At 67.4% G+C, this 16,096-nt stretch carries 14 protein-coding genes; 4 read left to right on the top strand and 10 right to left on the bottom strand.

Annotated features, from left to right (window positions below; genetic code table 11):
• The first annotated feature begins 39 nt into the window (after positions 1-39).
• On the top strand, positions 40-2,895 hold the full coding sequence (locus AC6IW9_RS06460) for an AMP-binding protein (protein WP_497770437.1): 2,856 nt from the start codon (positions 40-42) through the stop codon (positions 2,893-2,895).
• Positions 2,896-2,919: 24 nt separating this feature from the next.
• On the opposite strand, the gene AC6IW9_RS06455 is transcribed toward AC6IW9_RS06460, so the two are convergent.
• The 8 genes from AC6IW9_RS06455 to AC6IW9_RS06420 form a co-directional block, all read right to left on the bottom strand.
• Positions 2,920-3,231: an HPr family phosphocarrier protein gene (locus tag AC6IW9_RS06455; RefSeq protein WP_497770434.1), complete on the bottom strand. Its 312-nt coding sequence runs from the start codon at positions 3,229-3,231 to the stop codon at positions 2,920-2,922.
• Positions 3,228-3,629: a PTS sugar transporter subunit IIA gene (locus AC6IW9_RS06450; RefSeq protein ID WP_222574856.1), complete on the bottom strand. Its 402-nt coding sequence runs from the start codon at positions 3,627-3,629 to the stop codon at positions 3,228-3,230. The genes AC6IW9_RS06455 and AC6IW9_RS06450 overlap by 4 nt, the downstream gene beginning before the upstream one ends.
• A gap of 185 nt (positions 3,630-3,814) precedes the next feature.
• Positions 3,815-4,312 (bottom strand): HPr kinase/phosphorylase, encoded by a 498-nt coding sequence (locus AC6IW9_RS06445; protein WP_497770430.1) that lies wholly within the window; start codon positions 4,310-4,312, stop codon positions 3,815-3,817.
• Positions 4,309-6,144: a sensor histidine kinase gene (locus tag AC6IW9_RS06440; RefSeq protein ID WP_497770427.1), complete on the bottom strand. Its 1,836-nt coding sequence runs from the start codon at positions 6,142-6,144 to the stop codon at positions 4,309-4,311. Before AC6IW9_RS06440 ends, AC6IW9_RS06445 begins: the two co-directional genes overlap by 4 nt.
• Before the next feature lie 17 nt (positions 6,145-6,161).
• Complete coding sequence (locus AC6IW9_RS06435) at positions 6,162-6,860, bottom strand: response regulator transcription factor (RefSeq protein ID WP_222574859.1); 699 nt, start codon at positions 6,858-6,860, stop codon at positions 6,162-6,164.
• A gap of 416 nt (positions 6,861-7,276) precedes the next feature.
• Positions 7,277-9,079, bottom strand: coding sequence for a DUF2786 domain-containing protein (locus AC6IW9_RS06430; protein ID WP_497770423.1), 1,803 nt, complete (start codon positions 9,077-9,079; stop codon positions 7,277-7,279).
• A 120-nt stretch (positions 9,080-9,199) separates the two neighbouring features.
• The gene (gene glpK, locus AC6IW9_RS06425) at positions 9,200-10,684 is read right to left on the bottom strand and encodes a glycerol kinase GlpK (RefSeq protein WP_497770421.1); all 1,485 of its coding nucleotides are present in this window, start codon (positions 10,682-10,684) and stop codon (positions 9,200-9,202) included.
• Between the two features lie 40 nt (positions 10,685-10,724).
• Positions 10,725-11,042, bottom strand: a complete 318-nt coding sequence (locus AC6IW9_RS06420; RefSeq protein WP_497770418.1) for a hypothetical protein — start codon at positions 11,040-11,042, stop codon at positions 10,725-10,727.
• 229 nt (positions 11,043-11,271) lie between these two features.
• Here AC6IW9_RS06420 and AC6IW9_RS06415 point away from each other — a divergent pair, with 229 nt between their 5' ends.
• From AC6IW9_RS06415 to AC6IW9_RS06405, 3 genes are all read left to right on the top strand, one after another.
• Positions 11,272-12,885, top strand: coding sequence for a SagB/ThcOx family dehydrogenase (locus AC6IW9_RS06415; protein ID WP_497770415.1), 1,614 nt, complete (start codon positions 11,272-11,274; stop codon positions 12,883-12,885).
• Positions 12,882-14,600 (top strand): AAA family ATPase, encoded by a 1,719-nt coding sequence (locus AC6IW9_RS06410; protein WP_497770412.1) that lies wholly within the window; start codon positions 12,882-12,884, stop codon positions 14,598-14,600. The genes AC6IW9_RS06415 and AC6IW9_RS06410 overlap by 4 nt, the downstream gene beginning before the upstream one ends.
• Positions 14,601-14,906: 306 nt before the next feature.
• A complete protein-coding gene (locus tag AC6IW9_RS06405; RefSeq protein ID WP_497770409.1) occupies positions 14,907-15,044 on the top strand; it encodes a hypothetical protein in 138 nt (45 codons plus the stop codon).
• Between the two features lie 307 nt (positions 15,045-15,351).
• Here the strand turns inward: AC6IW9_RS06405 and AC6IW9_RS06400 are convergent, their stop codons facing one another.
• Both AC6IW9_RS06400 and AC6IW9_RS06395 read right to left on the bottom strand, forming a co-directional pair.
• Positions 15,352-15,573: a hypothetical protein gene (locus AC6IW9_RS06400; RefSeq protein WP_497770406.1), complete on the bottom strand. Its 222-nt coding sequence runs from the start codon at positions 15,571-15,573 to the stop codon at positions 15,352-15,354.
• A 92-nt stretch (positions 15,574-15,665) separates the two neighbouring features.
• Positions 15,666-15,890 (bottom strand): hypothetical protein, encoded by a 225-nt coding sequence (locus tag AC6IW9_RS06395; protein WP_497770401.1) that lies wholly within the window; start codon positions 15,888-15,890, stop codon positions 15,666-15,668.
• Positions 15,891-16,096: the final 206 nt, after the last annotated feature.

The raw sequence follows: 16,096 nt of genomic DNA, 5'->3' as shown, positions 1-16,096 counted from the left end.
GGGCTGGCCGGCCGCCGCATTCGGGATGGGACGCCCGCCGTGCCTGCTCGACCGGAAGGCGCCGAATCGCATCCGCGATCATCCGAAGCGGCGCGGGACGAGCTCCTCGCGCTCGTCGCCGCCTTCGCCCGCGAGTTGCATCCGACTCGCCCCGAGCCGCGCGAGGTCGCCCTCTCCAGCCGGCTCGAGCAGGATCTCGGCGTCGACAGCCTCGCCCGCGCCGAGCTGATCCTGCGGCTCGAGCGGAGTTTCCACCGGCGCCTGCCGATCGAGGCGATGGGGCGCGCGGAGACCATCGCAGACGTGCTCGCGGCGCTCGAGGCGTCGTCTCGTGAGCCGCTGCGCGTCGAGCGCGCACGAGCCGCTCCCTTGCCTCCGGCGGAGGCCGCGACCGTGGCGCGCACGCTGATCGAAGCGCTGGAATGGCATGTGGCGCGCCATCCCGACCGGCTGCATCTGACTTTGCTCCAGGATGCGACGACCCCCGCCGGCGCGCTGACCTACGGCCGCCTGGCGGCGGAAGCGCGGCGCGCGGCGGCGGGGCTCGCGGCGCGAGACATGGAGCCGGGCGATCGAATCGCTTTGATGCTGCCGACGGGGCTCGACTTCTTCATCGGCTTTTTCGGCGCGCTCTACGCCGGAGCGATTCCCGTTCCGATCTATCCGCCCATGCGGCTCTCGCAGATCGAGGATCATCTGCGCCGGCAGATCGGCATCTTGCGCAACGCCGGCGTCAAGATGCTGATCACCGCGCCGGAAGCCGCGCGCCTCGCGGGCCTTGCGCGCAGCCGCGTCGAGACGCTCGACCGGATCGTCGTCGTGGAGGAGCTGAGGGCGGCGGGCGAGGGTGGGACCGCGCCCTTCGCCTGCGGCGAACAGGCGACCGCCATGCTCCAATATACGTCGGGCAGCACGGGCGATCCGAAAGGCGTCGTGCTGAGCCACGCCAATCTGCTCGCCAATATCAGGGCGATGGGCGGAGCGCTGCGCGCGTCCTCCGCGGACGTCTTCGTGAGCTGGCTGCCGCTCTATCACGACATGGGGCTGATCGGCGCCTGGTTCGGCTGCCTCTATTTCGGCGCCCCGCTCCATGTGATGTCGCCGCTCGCCTTTCTCGCGCGGCCTTCCGCCTGGCTCTGGGCGATCCATGCGCATCGCGGGACCCTGAGCGCCGCGCCGAACTTCGCCTTCGAGCTCTGCCTCGACAAGATCGACGCGAGCGAGCTCCAGGGGCTCGATCTGAGCTCGCTGCGCTTCGTCGCCAATGGCGCCGAGCCTGTCGGCGCGCGCACGATCCGCCGGTTCACGGAAAAATTCGCTCCTTTCGGGTTTCGTCCCGAGGCCATGGCCCCGGTCTACGGGCTGGCCGAAAATTCCGTCGGCCTCGCCTTTCCGCCGCTCGGCCGCACGCCGCCGATCGATCGTGTCGATCGGGAGGCCCTGACCCTGCGCGGGGCGGCCGAGCCGGCTGCGCCCGGCGACCCGCATGCGCTGGAGCTCGTCGCCTGCGGCCAGCCTCTGCCGGTGCACGAGATCCGCATCGTGGACAACGCCGGGCGCGAGCTCGGCGAGCGGCGCGAGGGGCGGCTCGAGTTCCGCGGCCCTTCGGCGACCGCCGGCTATTTCCGCAACGAGGGAAAGACACGCGAACTCGTTCGCGACGGCTGGCTCGACAGCGGCGATCGCGCCTATATGGCCGGCGGCGACGTCTTCGTGACGGGTCGCATCAAGGATATTCTGATCCGCGCCGGCCGCCATCTCTACCCGCAGGAGATCGAAGCGGCGATCGGCGAAATCGAAGGGATTCGCAAAGGCTGCGTCGCCGTTTTCGGCGTTCCCGATCCGCGCTCCGGCACGGAGCGGATCGTCGTCGTGGCCGAGACCTATGCGACCGCTCCACAGGACCGCGCCGCGCTCGAGGCGAAGGCGCAGGAGACGATGAGCGCCATCGGCGGGACGCCGGCCGACGAGATCGTGCTGGTTCCACCGCGCACGACGCCCAAAACGTCGAGCGGCAAGATCAGGCGCGGCGCCGCCCGCGAGCTCTATGAGCAGGGACGGCTCGGCGCGCCGCCGCGGGCGGTGTGGCTGCAGCTCGCCCGCCTCGCTCTCGCAGGGTTGCGGCCCGGCCTCGCGCGGCTCGCCGTCCGCGCGGGCGATTGGTGTTACGCGGCTTGGTGGTGGCTCGTCGTCGCCTGCGGCTATGCGACCGCCTGGATCGCGGCGATGGCGACGCCCGGTCTCGAACGCCGTTGGGACGTGACGCGACGCATCGCGCGAGCCATGCTCGCGGCGCTCGGCGTCCCGGTTTCCGTCGAGGGGCTGCAGCGCCTGCCGGAGGGCGGGGCGATGCTGGTGTTCAATCATTCGAGCTATATGGACGTGGCGCTGCTCGCGGCCTTTCTGCCCGGCGCGCCCGCTTTTGTCGCGAAGCGCGAGCTCGCAGGCCAGATCTTCGCCGGCCCGTTCCTGCGCCGGCTCGGCGCGCTGTTCGTCGAGCGTTTCGACGCGGTCGCCGGCGTCGCCGACGCCGAGAAGATCGCCGCCGCCGCCCGCGGCCGCAATCTCGTCTTCTTTCCGGAGGGAACCTTCACGCGCCGGCCGGGCCTCGGCGGCTTCTATCTCGGCGCCTTCGAGATCGCCGCCGAGGCGGGCCTGCCGGTCTATCCGGGCGTAGTGCGCGGCACGCGATCGATGTTGCGGAGCGATCAATGGTTCCCGCGCCGCGCGGCGCTGTCGCTGCGGATCGAGCCGCCGATCCGGCCGGAAGGGACGGATTTTTCCGCCGCTCTGAAGCTGCGCGACGCGGTTCGCGCCCAAATCCTCGCGCACTGCGGGGAGCCGGATGTGGACGAGCTGGTCAAACCGCGGGAGAGAGCAACGAACAGCGAGTAGCGAACAGCGCTCTTCGCTGTGCCCTCACTCGTCCTCGCCGAATCTGTTCCCGACCAGCGCCGCCAGCGCCTCGATCGCTTCCTGGGCCTGCGGCCCGCTGGCGGTCACGGTGATCGTCGCGCCTTTGGCGGCGCCGAGCGTCAGAATGCCCATGATCGAGCTGCCGCCGACCGTGTCTCCGCATTTGGAGACGGTGATGTCGGCCTCGTAACGCTCGCAGCACTGGACGAATTTGGCGGTGGCGCGGGCGTGCAGCCCCTTGCGGTTGACGATCACGAGATCCCGGACGACGCGCGCGGCGTCGGCAGCGTCGGCGGATAGACTCTCGTCGGTCATTTGGCGTTGAGCACTCGGCTGGCGATGTAGACATACTTACGCCCGGCGTCCTGCGCCTGCAACACCGCCTGCTCGAGCGGCGCCGTCTCGCGCACCGAGGCGAGCTTGATCAGCATGGGCAGATTGACCCCGGCCAGCACCTCCACCTTGCCGCCGTTCATGACCGAGATCGCCAGATTGGAGGGCGTGCCGCCGAACATGTCGGTCAAGACGACGACGCCATCGCCGCTGTCCGCTTCGGCGATGGCGTCGATGATCTCACGGCGCCGGCGCTCCATGTCGTCCTCCGGACCGATGGATATCGAGACGAGCTGTTTTTGCGGGCCGACCACATGCTCCAGCGCCGCGCGAAACTCCGTGGCGAGGTGCCCATGGGTCACCAGGACCATTCCGATCATTCGCAGCTACCGCTCATGAACCGTCTCGCGAGAGAACGAGAACGTCGAAACCGGGAGGGGCCGGCAAGGATCGGCATGACGGCTCCCGACGTTAGTAACGCGAATGTCGTCCCGACGTTCGCGGCGCCTCGGAGGGCATTTTGTGCGATGCGGCGAAATTGGCAAGCGAAAACCTCCGTCCGGCGCTAAAATGCTACAAGATCATGAATAAATGAAAATATCTTTCGCCCGGCCGCGGTCTCGCCGGCGTCCGCCGCGAGGCGCGGCAAAGCGACGCCGCAAAGTTTCGTCGAGGCGGGTTCGGAGTCGGGCAGCCGCGGGAGCCGGTCCTCGCCCCGTCCGCGCAGATCGATCACGCATCGGATCACCCCGCGCGGCTCGTGGACGGCCGGGAGGATGCCGACGCCGCGCTCCTCGATCGCGCCGGCGATGACGGGATGAGGACGCGCCAGCAGACGGCCGTTGCGGTTCTCGATCTCGACGCGATCATCGCCGATGAGGCGCGCGAACAGGCCCTTGCTTCGAGCCAGGTCGATCAATTCGAGCGTAATCGCGCTCTTGCCGCTGCCCGACGGGCCGCGCAGCAGCACGCCGGCGGCGCCGATGAGAAGAGCGTTGGCGTGAATCATGCGCGGCGTCTCCTCGGCGCGCTCGGCAGGGAAGACGGGAGCGGGATCGGTCATTTCGCGGCCGGCAGCCAGATGACGAAGCGCGCGCCGACCGGCGCATCGCCGGGGCGCGCCGAATCGGTTCCCTCCGGCTCCGCCCTGGTGCGGTTCATCGCGCGGATGCGTCCATTGTGCGCCTCGACGATCTGCCGGGAGATCGAGAGGCCGAGGCCCGAGTTCTGGCCGAAGCCCTGCTCGGGCCGGTCGGTGTAGAAACGCTCGAAGATGCGCTCGAAAGCGTCGGCCGGAACGCCGGGCCCGTCGTCGTCGACGATGATCTCATAGCCGTCGAGCGCCTGCCCGCCCGGCCCGATCGCCTGCTCTCCACGCAGCGTCACGCGCACGCTGCCGCCGGGCGACGAGAAAGACCGGGCGTTGTCGATCAGATTGTCGAACACCTGGGCGAGGCGCGAATCATGGCCGAGAATGCGCCAGCGCCGGCGCGCGTCGCCCGAGGCGCGGATGTCGAGCGTCACCTCGACATGATCGCCGCGGTCGACCTCGCGCGCCATCCCGACCACGGTCTTCAGCACGGCGGAAATATCCACGGTCTCCATATCGGCGCGGGCGAGTTCGGCGTCGAGGCGCGAAGCGTCGGAAATATCCGTGATGAGGCGATCGAGACGGCCGACGTCGTGCTTGATGATCGTCAGCAGCCGCGCGCGGGCGTTCTCGTCCCGCGCGATCGGCAAGGTCTCCACGGCGCTGCGCAGGGAAGTGAGCGGATTCTTGAGTTCATGGGCGACGTCGGCGGCGAAATGCTCGATCGCCTCGATGCGATTGTAGAGCGCCGTCGTCATGTCGCGCAGCGCGCCGGACAAATGGCCGATCTCGTCCTGCCGCTGCGAGAAATCGGGAATCTCCTGCCGCGATTTGACGCCGCGCCGCACGCGCTCGGCGGCCTCGGCGAGGCGGCGCATCGGCTCGGCGATGGCGCCGGCGAAGAGCAGCGACAACAAGAGCATCACGCCGGCGGAGACGAGGAAGATGCGGATGATGCCCCAGCGCTCCGTGGCGAGAATCGCGTCGATGTCGCCGCCCATCGTCGACAGGAGCAGCGCGCCGCGCACGGAGCGGAAGCGCTGCACCGGAACGGCGACCGAGATGATGGTCTCGCCCTTGATGTTGGCTCGCACCACGGACAGCGCGCCGCCGGCGAGCGCGCTCGCCACTTCCGGATAGGCCTTGCCATTGCCAGCGCCGATGTCCTCGTAGAGCGGCAGCTCGGGGCGCCGCGTCCAGCGCCGAAGCGCGTCGAACGCCTGCTCGAGCCAGCCTGTCGCGCCTTGCGCGCCGCCGGCCGGACCGAGGTCGAAGCGAAGGATGTTCGAGCGTCCGCTGACCGAGCGCGAATCGAGCAGCAGATAGCCGTCGCGATCGTAGATGCGCGCGCGCGTGCGCGTCGGCGAGACGAGGCGGCGCAGCAACGGCCCGATGCGCTCGGGATTGAGCGAGAACTCCATCGACGGCTGGCTGCCCTCCTCGACGCTGTAGCTCTCGCCGGGCGCGAGACGCAGCAGCTTCTCGGGATCGATGGTGATGGCGTCGGTGTCGACCGTGGCCGACGCCGCGATCGCCGCGGCGATGATCTCGCCCTGTGTCTGCAGGCTCTGCACGCGCGCGTCGATCAGGCCTTCGCGGAACTGGTTGAGATAGAGGAAGCCGCCGAGCAGCGCCACGAGGCCGCCGAGATTGAGCACGACGATGCGGCGCGTGAGCGACGACGACAGGCGCGATTGCGCCGCGCGGGCGAGGCGCAGCAGCTTGACCGAGGCGGCGCGCCCGACGCGATTGCGGCGCCCCGACGTCTCGGCGGCGACAGTGTCGTTGTCGGCGGCAATGGTCATGGAGGGCCGAATCGCTGTCAGGCTTCCTTGAATCTATAGCCGACTCCGTAGAGCGTTTCGATCATCTCGAACTCCGGATCGGCCACTTTGAACTTCTTGCGCAGCCGCTTAATGTGGCTGTCGATCGTGCGGTCGTCGACATAGACCTGATCGTCATAGGCCGCGTCCATCAGCGCATTGCGGCTCTTCACCACGCCCGGACGCTGCGCCAGCGCCTGGAGAATGAGGAACTCGGTCACCGTGAGCACGACCGGATCGCCGCGCCAAGTGCAGGTATGGCGCTCGGGGTCCATGACCAGCGCGCCGCGCTCCAGCACCTTCGCTTCCGATTCCTTCTGCGCCGCGGCCTCCTTCGGGTTGGCGCGGCGCAGGATCGCCTTGACGCGCTCGACCAGCAGGCGTTGCGAGAAGGGCTTATGGATGAAATCGTCGGCGCCCATCTTGAGGCCGAACAATTCGTCGATCTCCTCGTCCTTCGAGGTGAGGAAGATCACCGGAAGATCGGATTTCTGCCGCAGGCGGCGCAAGAGCTCCATGCCGTCCATGCGCGGCATCTTGATATCGAAGATGGCGAGATCCGGCGGATTGGCGCGCAGCCCGTCGAGAGCCGCGGCGCCGTCGGTATAAGTCTGAACGCGATAGCCTTCGCCCTCCAAGGCGATCGAAACGGAGGTGAGAATATTGCGATCGTCGTCGACGAGAGCGATGGTCGGCATAGTCAACCTTTGCTGTCTGCGCCCGCTCGAAGTCCCGGGCTCCGTGATGCTCTGAAAACGCGGCGGCGTTCGGGTTCGTCCCGAGATCCGCGCGTCACATCGTCACTGTCCGGCGTCCGCCGCCGCATACGGTCGGCGCCCTCGCGCCGCCACGTTCGCGAATGTCGGCGGCCGAAATGTGGCCTGCTCGCGCATCGCGCGCGGCCGCCCGATAGACGGCTGCTTCGCCGTTCGGCCGCCGTTATATACATATTCGCGTCACAAATCACCAACTTGAGAAATCGTGGCGAAAAGCCGCGCGCGTTGCGTCCGAGCTCGAGCTGTCGTCGCCCGAAATCGCCGACAAACAAGCGGCGCGGCCGCCGCACGCGTCGCGCTTCCGCTCGCGGCGGAAGCGCGACGTGAGCGCTCGCCGCTCACTCGCTCTCGACGCTGCGATGCGGCTCGAACTTGTGGCCGGCGGCGACGCCGGCCTCATAGGCGCCGACCTCCACGCGATGGCGGCGCCGTTGCGATTTTTCGCTGAAGGCGAGGCCGAGCTTGTCCAATTCATTCTCGACGGCCGACGCCTTGATCGGCACGAGCTCGCGTCCGCTCGACGCCCGGTTCGCGGAATCGCGTTCGGCCTTCATGTCGCGGAGCTTGCGCGCGACGCCATGCGCAAATCCGATCTGGAAAGACTTTGCGGTCAGCCTCGGCCCGGCGTCGCGCCTCTTCTCGAAGGCGGCCATCTCGGCGTCGAAGGCGAGAACGATCAGATCATAGATGCAATGCGCCGCGGCGACATCCGCGGGCAGGCCGAAGAAGACATAGCGGAGAGAGCCGCTCGCGGTCGTCTCGGACCAGTTGCGGCAATCACAGAACTCGGCGATGGCCGGCACGCATTCGTCGATCGGCGTGCGGCGCTTGCGGCCCGTGTCGACGGCGAGATGCTCGCAGGACTGCGCGCGCAGCTCGATCTCTCCGAGCGAGAGGCCGTAGCGGTCGAGCAGCTCGGCGACTTTTTTCGCCGAGGCGAGAGCCTCCTGCTCCGAGCAGCCCTGGTCGACCGTCTTGGCGCGCAGGGCTCGAATGAGCTGAAGCACGCGCGCGAGCTCCTTGTCCTCGGCGGCGTCGCCCACTCTCGCGCCGCGCGCCGCGGCCACGCGCCGGCGCATATCCTCGAACATGGCGCGGATCTCGGCCGGCGCGCCGACCTCGGCGACGGAGCGATCGACAATCGCCGCCACATCCGCGAGCGAATGAATGAATGTCTCATATCCCGCAGCGATGCGGCGGTCGAGCGTTTCGACCATGAGACAGGCCATGCGGGAATAGGCCTCGGCCAGCGCGTCTCTGCCGAAGCGACGCATGATGACGCTGCGCCCCAGAGCCTCGACCAGATAAGGCGCGGAAGCATAGGCGCGCGCCTCGCGAATCGCGTCGGCCGGCGCGTCGCCATCGGCCTGCGCGAAATCTTCGGCGAGGAGACCGAACGGATCTTTCGGCCCGTCGAGGAGATCGTCGAGATCATCGTCGCGCTCGCTCTCCGGAAGCGTGTTGAGGCCTTCGACCAGCAGGCCCCCGTGGCGAACGACATAGCGATAGACGGCGGCGGCGCAACGGCGAGGATTGCTCAGGCCCTTGCCGGGCCGCACGAAGGACAGGCCTTCCGCGCAGGCGGCGGCGTCGAGCGGCAGGATGTGTCCGGCCGCGACGAATGCGCCGGAAGGGAGCGGCGCGAGCCATGCGCCGACATCGAGCGCGATGGCGTGGTCGGGCAGATCCGAATGAAGAAGGGTGAGGCGTTCGCCGCTCGCGAGATCTTCGACGAGCACGGTCTCCTCCGACGCGCGCGACAGAATGCGCAGCAAATGGAATTCCGCATGCGCGAGCGCGTCGAGCGCGGCGAGAGTCTCGGCGCCTGCGCCGGCCCGGCGCTCGCGCACGAACCGGTCGAGCGGACAGACGCCGCTGAGCGAGGACGTGTATAAAAGCGCCTGACTCGCCAAGGCCATCGCCTGCGCGATGAGCCACACGTCGTCCGCGTCGTTCTGATCGAACTCTTTCAGCGGCGTCCATTTTTCCAGGAGATCGGCGATTTTCGCCGGCGCGACGCTCGTCGTCGCATCGAAAGCGAGCTCGTGTATCCGTTCGACGATCGAGCTCTCGTCCACATTCGGAACCTTCGAGCGCCGTTCATCGGCTTTTCGCGCTCTCACGTCTCGTCGACCGGCCATTCTCGCTGCTCCTCGTCGAGGTCGACAGGGAGCAAATCTACCATCGAAATCCTGGAGACGACCGCCGCATGCGCATTGTCCACCGGGATTTTGCTCGCCGATGGGCGAGAGGAGCAGCGCTCAGCCGCTCGTCCAATCGAGCGAGCGCGCCACCGCCTTGCGCCATTTGGCGAGCTTGCGGTCGCGCTCTTCTCGCGGCATGAGCGGCGCCCAGCGCCGGTCCGCGCGCCAATCGGCGGCGATCTCTTCCACATTCTTCCAGACACCGGCGGCGAGGCCCGCCGCATAGGCGGCGCCGAGCGCGGTCGTCTCGATGCAGCGCGGCCGCACCACCGGCGCGCTCAGCATGTCGGCCTGGAACTGCATCAGCAATTCATTCGCCGCCATGCCGCCGTCGACGCGCAGTTCACCGAGCGCGACGCCGCTGTCGCTCTCCATCGCCTCGAGCATGTCGAGCGTCTGGAAGGCCGCGGCCTCGAGCGCCGCGCGCGCGATATGGGCCTTGGTCGAGAAGCGCGTGAGGCCGGCGATCACGCCGCGCGCGTCCTCCCGCCAATAGGGCGCAAATAGGCCGGAGAAGGCGGGCACGAAATAGACGTCGCCATTGTCGGGAACGCTGCGCGCCAGCATCTCGATCTCGCGGCTCGATCCGATGATTTCGAGATTGTCGCGCAGCCATTGCACGAGCGCGCCGGCGACGGCGACCGAGCCTTCGAGCGCGTAAACGGGTTTTGCTCCGCCGAGCTTGTAGGCGAGCGTCGAAAGCAGTCCTCTGGACGAGGGGCGCGGGGTCTCGCCGACATTCATCAGCAGGAAGCAGCCCGTGCCATAAGTATTCTTGGCCTCGCCCGGCGCGAAGCAGGCTTCGCCGATCAGCGCCGCATGCTGGTCGCCGAGCGCCGCGGCGAGCAGAACGCCGTCGAGCGCGCCGCGGCAGAGGCCGTAGATTTCGCTCGACGAGCGAATCTCCGGCAGGCAGGCGCGCGGAACGCCGAAGAGGCGCAGCAGGTCCTCGTCCCATTGCAGCGTCTCGAGATTCATCAGCTGCGTGCGCGAGGCGTTGGTTGCGTCGGTGAAATGCCGCCCGGTCAGATTCCAGGCGATCCAAGAGTCCATCGTGCCGAACAGGACCTCTCCCGCCTCCGCTTTCTCCCGTGCGCCGGGAAGATGTTCGAACAGCCAGACGAGCTTGAGGCTGGAGAAATAGGTCGAGAGCGGCAGGCCGGTCTTCGCGCGCAGGCGATCCTTGCCGCCCTCGGCCGCGAAGCGGGCGACGAGGGGCTCGGTACGCGCGTCCATCCAGACGATGGCGTCGCGCAGCGGCTCCCCCGTGCGCCGATCCCAGAGCAGCGTCGTCTCGCGCTGATTGGTGAGGCCGACGCAGGCGAGATCGCTCGGCGCGAGACGAGCCTCGGCGAGGGCGCCTTCGATCGTCGCCTCCGTGTTGCGCCAGATCTCCGTCACGTCGTGCTCGACCCAGCCGGGATGCGGGCAGATTTGGCGATGCTCGCGCCGGTCGAGCGCGACGATCTCGCCCCGAGGGTCGAAGACGACGAAGCGTGTGCTGGTCGTTCCCTGATCGATCGCGCCGACATAGCCGCCCATCTCCGCCTCCCTGCGAGCCCCCGCGCCGGGCGCGGCGCGCTCAGCCGGCGAATTCGGACAGAGCGGCGGCCAGCGTCCGCGTCTGCGTCCAGTCGAGCAGGATGTCCGCGCAGCCTCGAGCGCGCAAGGTCACGCCGTCCTCGCGCACCTCGGCCTCGAATTCGTGATCGCTGGCGATGGGGCTCATGAAGATCTGCCGCTCGGCGCTCGCGCCCTCGGCGACGGCGGTGAGCGCGCGGGAGAGGATGCCCGCCTCCTGCCGGGTCAGACGGCGCGGCGGATGGTCGCCGGCGCGGATCGTCGCCAATGCGCCAAAAGCGCGGTGCTCGGCGGCGGCGACTTCGACGATTTGCGACATTTTACGTCCTCTTTGTCTCGAGCCGTTCCCTCGACGATACGGGTAAATATAATAACTTATTGTTATTTATATATTATCATATTTTATTGCGACGCAGCGACGCAGGCATGATCCTTGAATCCCATCGGCGCATGTCAGGGAGTCGGAACATGGCGCAGTCGCTGCGGCCGGCAATCAAGATTCATACCCGGGCGCGGGCCTCGGCTCGCGGCCGCGCGGGAGGCCGGCCGTGACCTTCGACCGCGACGCCATTCCCGAAGATATCCGCGGCTATCACCGCCGCACCAAGCATGCGCCCAATCGCTATGCGATGGGCCCCGGCTTTCTCGATTGGGCCTCGCAGCCCTCGCCCTTCCGCCGCTTCGCCGGGGCGCCGCTCGTGGCGCTGCCGCTGCTCGACGATCGCGAAACGGCGGCCTTCCCGGGTCCCGCCGCCGCGGCGGCGCCGGTCGACTCCGCTTCGCTCGGCCTTTTCCTCGAGCTCGCCTTCGGCCTCAGCGCCTGGAAAAGCTACGAAGGCTCGACCTGGGCGCTGCGCAACAACCCCTCGTCCGGCAATCTGCATCCGACCGAATGCTATGTGATGCTCGACGCCGTCGCCGGAGTGAGCGAGACCGCCGGGCTCTATCATTATGCGCCGGCCGAGCATGCGCTGGAGGAACGCGCGGCCTATGGCTCGGCGAGCGTGCTGCCGCGCGGCGGCTTTCTCTTGGCGTTCTCCTCCATCGCCTGGCGCGAAGCGTGGAAATATGGCGAGCGCGCCTATCGCTATTGCCAGCTCGACGCCGGCCATGCGATCGGCGCTGCGGCGCAGGCGGCCTTCGCGCTCGGCTGGCGCACGAGCGCGCTCACCGAGCCTTCGGACGCCGAGATCGCCGCGCTCGTCGGCCTCGATCGCGAGGACGCCTGGCACAGGCGCGAGCCGGAACATCCCGATCTTCTGATGTGGGTCGCCACCGACGGCGCGCCGGTCCCCGCGCTCGATCTCTTCGCGCTGATCGACGCGCCGCGCGAATTCCACGGACAGGCGAACCGGCTGAGCGAGGATCACGACGGCTGGCCGGTGATCGACCTCGCGGGGCAGTTCTGCCGCAAGCCGCGTCAGCAGCCGAAGCCGGCTCCCGTGCGTGCGCAATGGCCGGCTCCAGCGATCGAGGGCGTCCCCATCGGCCGCGCCGTGCGCAAACGCCGCAGCGCCCAGCGCATGGACGGCGCGACGAGCATGCCGCGCGAGACGTTTGCCGCTCTGCTCTCCGCCACTCTGCCGAGCGAAACCAATCTGCTCTCGGCCTTCCCCTGGCCGGCCTCGCTGACGCTCATCCTCTTCGTGCATCGCATCGACGGACTCGAGCCGGGCGTCTACGCCTTGCAGCGCGACAGCGATGTCGCGGCGCGGCTGCGCGACGCCTGCCGCAAAGAATTCGAATGGTCGCTCGTCGATCTCGCCGGCCTGCCGCTCTATCGCCTCTATGCCGGCGCCGTAGAGAAAGAGGCGACCAAGCTCGCCTGCCTGCAGCCGATCTCCGGCAAGGGCTGCTTCAGCGTCGCGATGATCGCCGATTTCGATCGCGCGCTCGAGGAGGACGGGCCCTTCGCCTATCGGCGCCTGCATTTCGAGGCCGGGCTCATCGGCCAGGCCTTCTATCTCTGGGCGACGGCGAGCGGCTTCGCCGGAACCGGCATCGGCTGCTTCTTCGACGACGAGGTCCACGAGCTGCTCGGCCTCTCGCGCGAAACGACGCAGTTCCAGGATGTCTATCACTTCACCGTCGGCGGAGCGATCGACGACGCGCGCATTCTGACGCTTCCCCCCTATCCGGACGAGAGACGAGATCGGCGATGAATATTCAGATCGAACGTCAATATGTCGAAGCGCTGATGCAGCGCTATCCGGCTCACGCCGGGCTCGCGGAACAATTGCGCTTCAGCGACCGCGTCGAGATGGAGTTCTCGCATCTCTCCGACGAGGAATTGACCTTCCTCGAGGATCTCTATCGCCAGGCCGGCCCCGACATGCGCGCGCGCGCCGCGCAGCTCGCGACGCTTCGCGACGCGCTGAAGGCGGGCGGCAAGCGCTTCGAGGCCAATGAGCTCGAGCAGGTGCTGCCGGCGATGGTGCGCTATCTCACCGCCGACGCCATTCGCGGCTGGCTGTTCACCGCGAGCGTCGCGTCCAAGCCGCTGCCCTATGTCATCACGCGCTTCGATTATGTGCCGGCCTCGAACGACGAAGCCGGCAAGGTGATGATCGAGCTGAAGTCCAACGCCAAGGGCGTATTGACCACCAACGCCATCCGCATCATGGCCGCGGATGCGAACGGCCGCACGATCAACGAGATTCTCGCCGCCAAAGGCTATATTCGCGAGACGCCGGAGTTGATCGCGGCCTTCGACGCGGCGACCGAAACCTATTTCGACTGGCGCGGCCGCTACGGCCAGCAATTCACCGGCCGCGGCACGGGCTTCCATGCGGAGGATCCCAACGCCTCGCATCGCGACACGGACTGGTCGCGCAAGGATGTCGTCGTGCTGTCGACGAGCGGCGGCGACGCGCGGCTCGTCAATGACGAGGCGATTCTCACGGCGCGCAGCCTGACGCTCGAATCGCCCGGCGACGTGCTCGGCCATTTCATCCGCAAAGCGTCGAAGAGCAACAAATATTCGGTCGAGGACGAGCTCGCGGAATTGCAGCAGCAGATCCCCGACACGCTCTTCAAGCGCATTCCGGTGCATCCTTATATTCTGATGTTCCATCTCGACCTGCATCACCATGTCTGGGTGCATGTCGACGAGATGAAGCTCTACCGATACAAGCCCGCGCTGAAGCAGAAGCTGGTGCTGCCGGCCGAGCAGACCGATCTCATCGACATTCTGACCGCCGAGATGGACGTGCTGATGGACGACATCGTCGCCGGCAAGTCGGGCGGCACCACCGTGCTCTGCGCCGGCCCGCCCGGCGTCGGCAAGACGCTCACGGCGGAAGTCTATTCGGAAATCATCCAGCGGCCGCTCTATCGCGTGCATTCGGGCCAGCTCGGCCTCAATGTCGCGACCATGGAGACTGCGCTGAAGGAGATCTTGACCCGCGCGCAGCGCTGGGGCGCGGTGATGCTGATCGACGAAGCGGATGTCTACATCAAGCGCCGCGACGACAATATCGCGATGAACGCCGTGGTCGGCGTGTTCCTGCGCGTGCTGGAATATTTCAACGGGCTGCTGTTCCTGACGACCAATCGCGTCGACGACATCGACGAGGCGATCGTCTCGCGCTGCATCGCGCTCATCAAATACAGCCCGCCGGACGATGACGCCAAGCGCCGCATCTGGCGCGTGATGGCCGATCAGTTCGAACTCGCGGTCAATGACGCGCTGATCGACGATCTCGTCGCCGTGTTCCCTCATGCGACGGGCCGCGACATCAAGGGCCTCGCCAAATTGACGGCGAAATTCTGCCATCAGAAGCAGGTTCCGCCCGATCTCCGCGTCTTCCAGCGCTGCGCCATCTTCCGCGGACTGGATGTCGCGCGGGTCGAGGAGCTGAAGACCGCGGCGGAGTGAGTTTCGCCGCCGCATGGGCGAAGCTCGCCCCTCCCGGGAGGCTCCGAAGGAGCCGTCTCGAAGCACGGGGAAACCTTCCGGCGCCGCTTTTGGGGCTCGCCCGACCGAGCGAGGCGGCCGCCGATCGACGAATTCATCGACGCTTTCGCGCCACTCGACCCGTCTCGATGAATATCGATCGAAGCGCAAGCGACTGCGTTAGTTTGACGCTGCGACGGCGCGCCGGCTCGCCCGCGCGAGCGTGCGCGCTCTACGTTTCTCGACGAGCCTGGCGCGAAACGCGCACAGGCGACCGGAGAAACGCCAATGTCCACCTACGGAACCGACGATCCCGTTGTCTTCGTTCTGCTCGGCGAGGCGCTCGTCATCGCGGCCGTTTCGGTCGCGATCGTCGCGACGCTGGCGGTCGGCGCAGGCCTTCGCGCCCTGAAGTCGAAGAGCTGACGCGCATTCGGCGCGCTGCGCTCGTGGCGACGGGCGAGCCCTTCGCCACGGCTCGGCGGGCGCGCGTTCAGCGCAGCCAGACGAACAGAAATCCGACGGCCAGAGCGAGGCCGAAACCAACCAGGATGTTGAACAGGAACCGCCCCTCGAACTCCTCCATCCCGTCCTCCCTCTCTCGACTCGCGTCAAAGAGACGCATTCCCAACAATGCATTTGATGCTGAGAATGAAAATAGGGCGGTTCGACTCCCAGGGGCCGCCTCATCCCCCTCCCTGCCCGGCGAACAGCCGGGCTTTTTTCTCGTCCTCTATTCGCAATCTCGATTGCAGCCGTCGGCGTCGGCGCGGGTCTGCTCGGCCTCGAGCAGAGACAAGCGCGCCATCTGGAGGAAATATTCGGCCAAGGGCTCGATCTCGCGCGATTCGACGATCAGGTAATCGATCATACCGATCAAAGCGGTCAAGCGGTCGAACTCGGCGCCGCCTGCCCGGATCGGCGGCGGCTCTTTCGGCGATTTGCTGCGAATCATGGCCTCGGCCCCTCCCGGCGCTGCAACGGAGCAGAAAGCAGGGGCGGAGCCGGCCCGCAATCGAAAAATTTCGCGGCGCGCGTGATCGGCGATCAATGGGCGCGACGGCGGCGCCATTCGGCGACCTGCGCTCGGATCCAGTTCGCCTCATTCGGATAGCGCCGCTCCAGGTCGAGGGCGACCTTTTCGACGCCCTGCGACGCGGTCTCCCGAGACGCTTCACCCCGGTCGAGCAATTCGTCGGTCTGTCGGAGTATCTGCTCCAGCAGACGCTCGAGCTCCTGATCGACCGACATGTCGACCCCCTTCGACGCCATGCATCGTCGCGGGGATCCGAATAGAGAGGAAAGCAGGAGGAACCATTAAGGCATTCACGAAAAATTTACCGGCGCGCTCTGTCGGGTCGGGCGGCTTCGGAGCGTTCAGGCGCGCTCCTTCGAGGGCGACAGAATGGCGACGAGCTCGGGCGGCGAGCCGGGGATGGGATCGCCGGCGCCGCCGTCGAAAACGGCGAATTTCAAAC

The sequence above is a fragment of the Methylosinus sp. shoA genome, assembly GCF_059718125.1.
The sequence above is the reverse complement of the archived record's forward strand: the minus strand, read 5'-3'. Positions and strand labels throughout refer to the sequence as shown.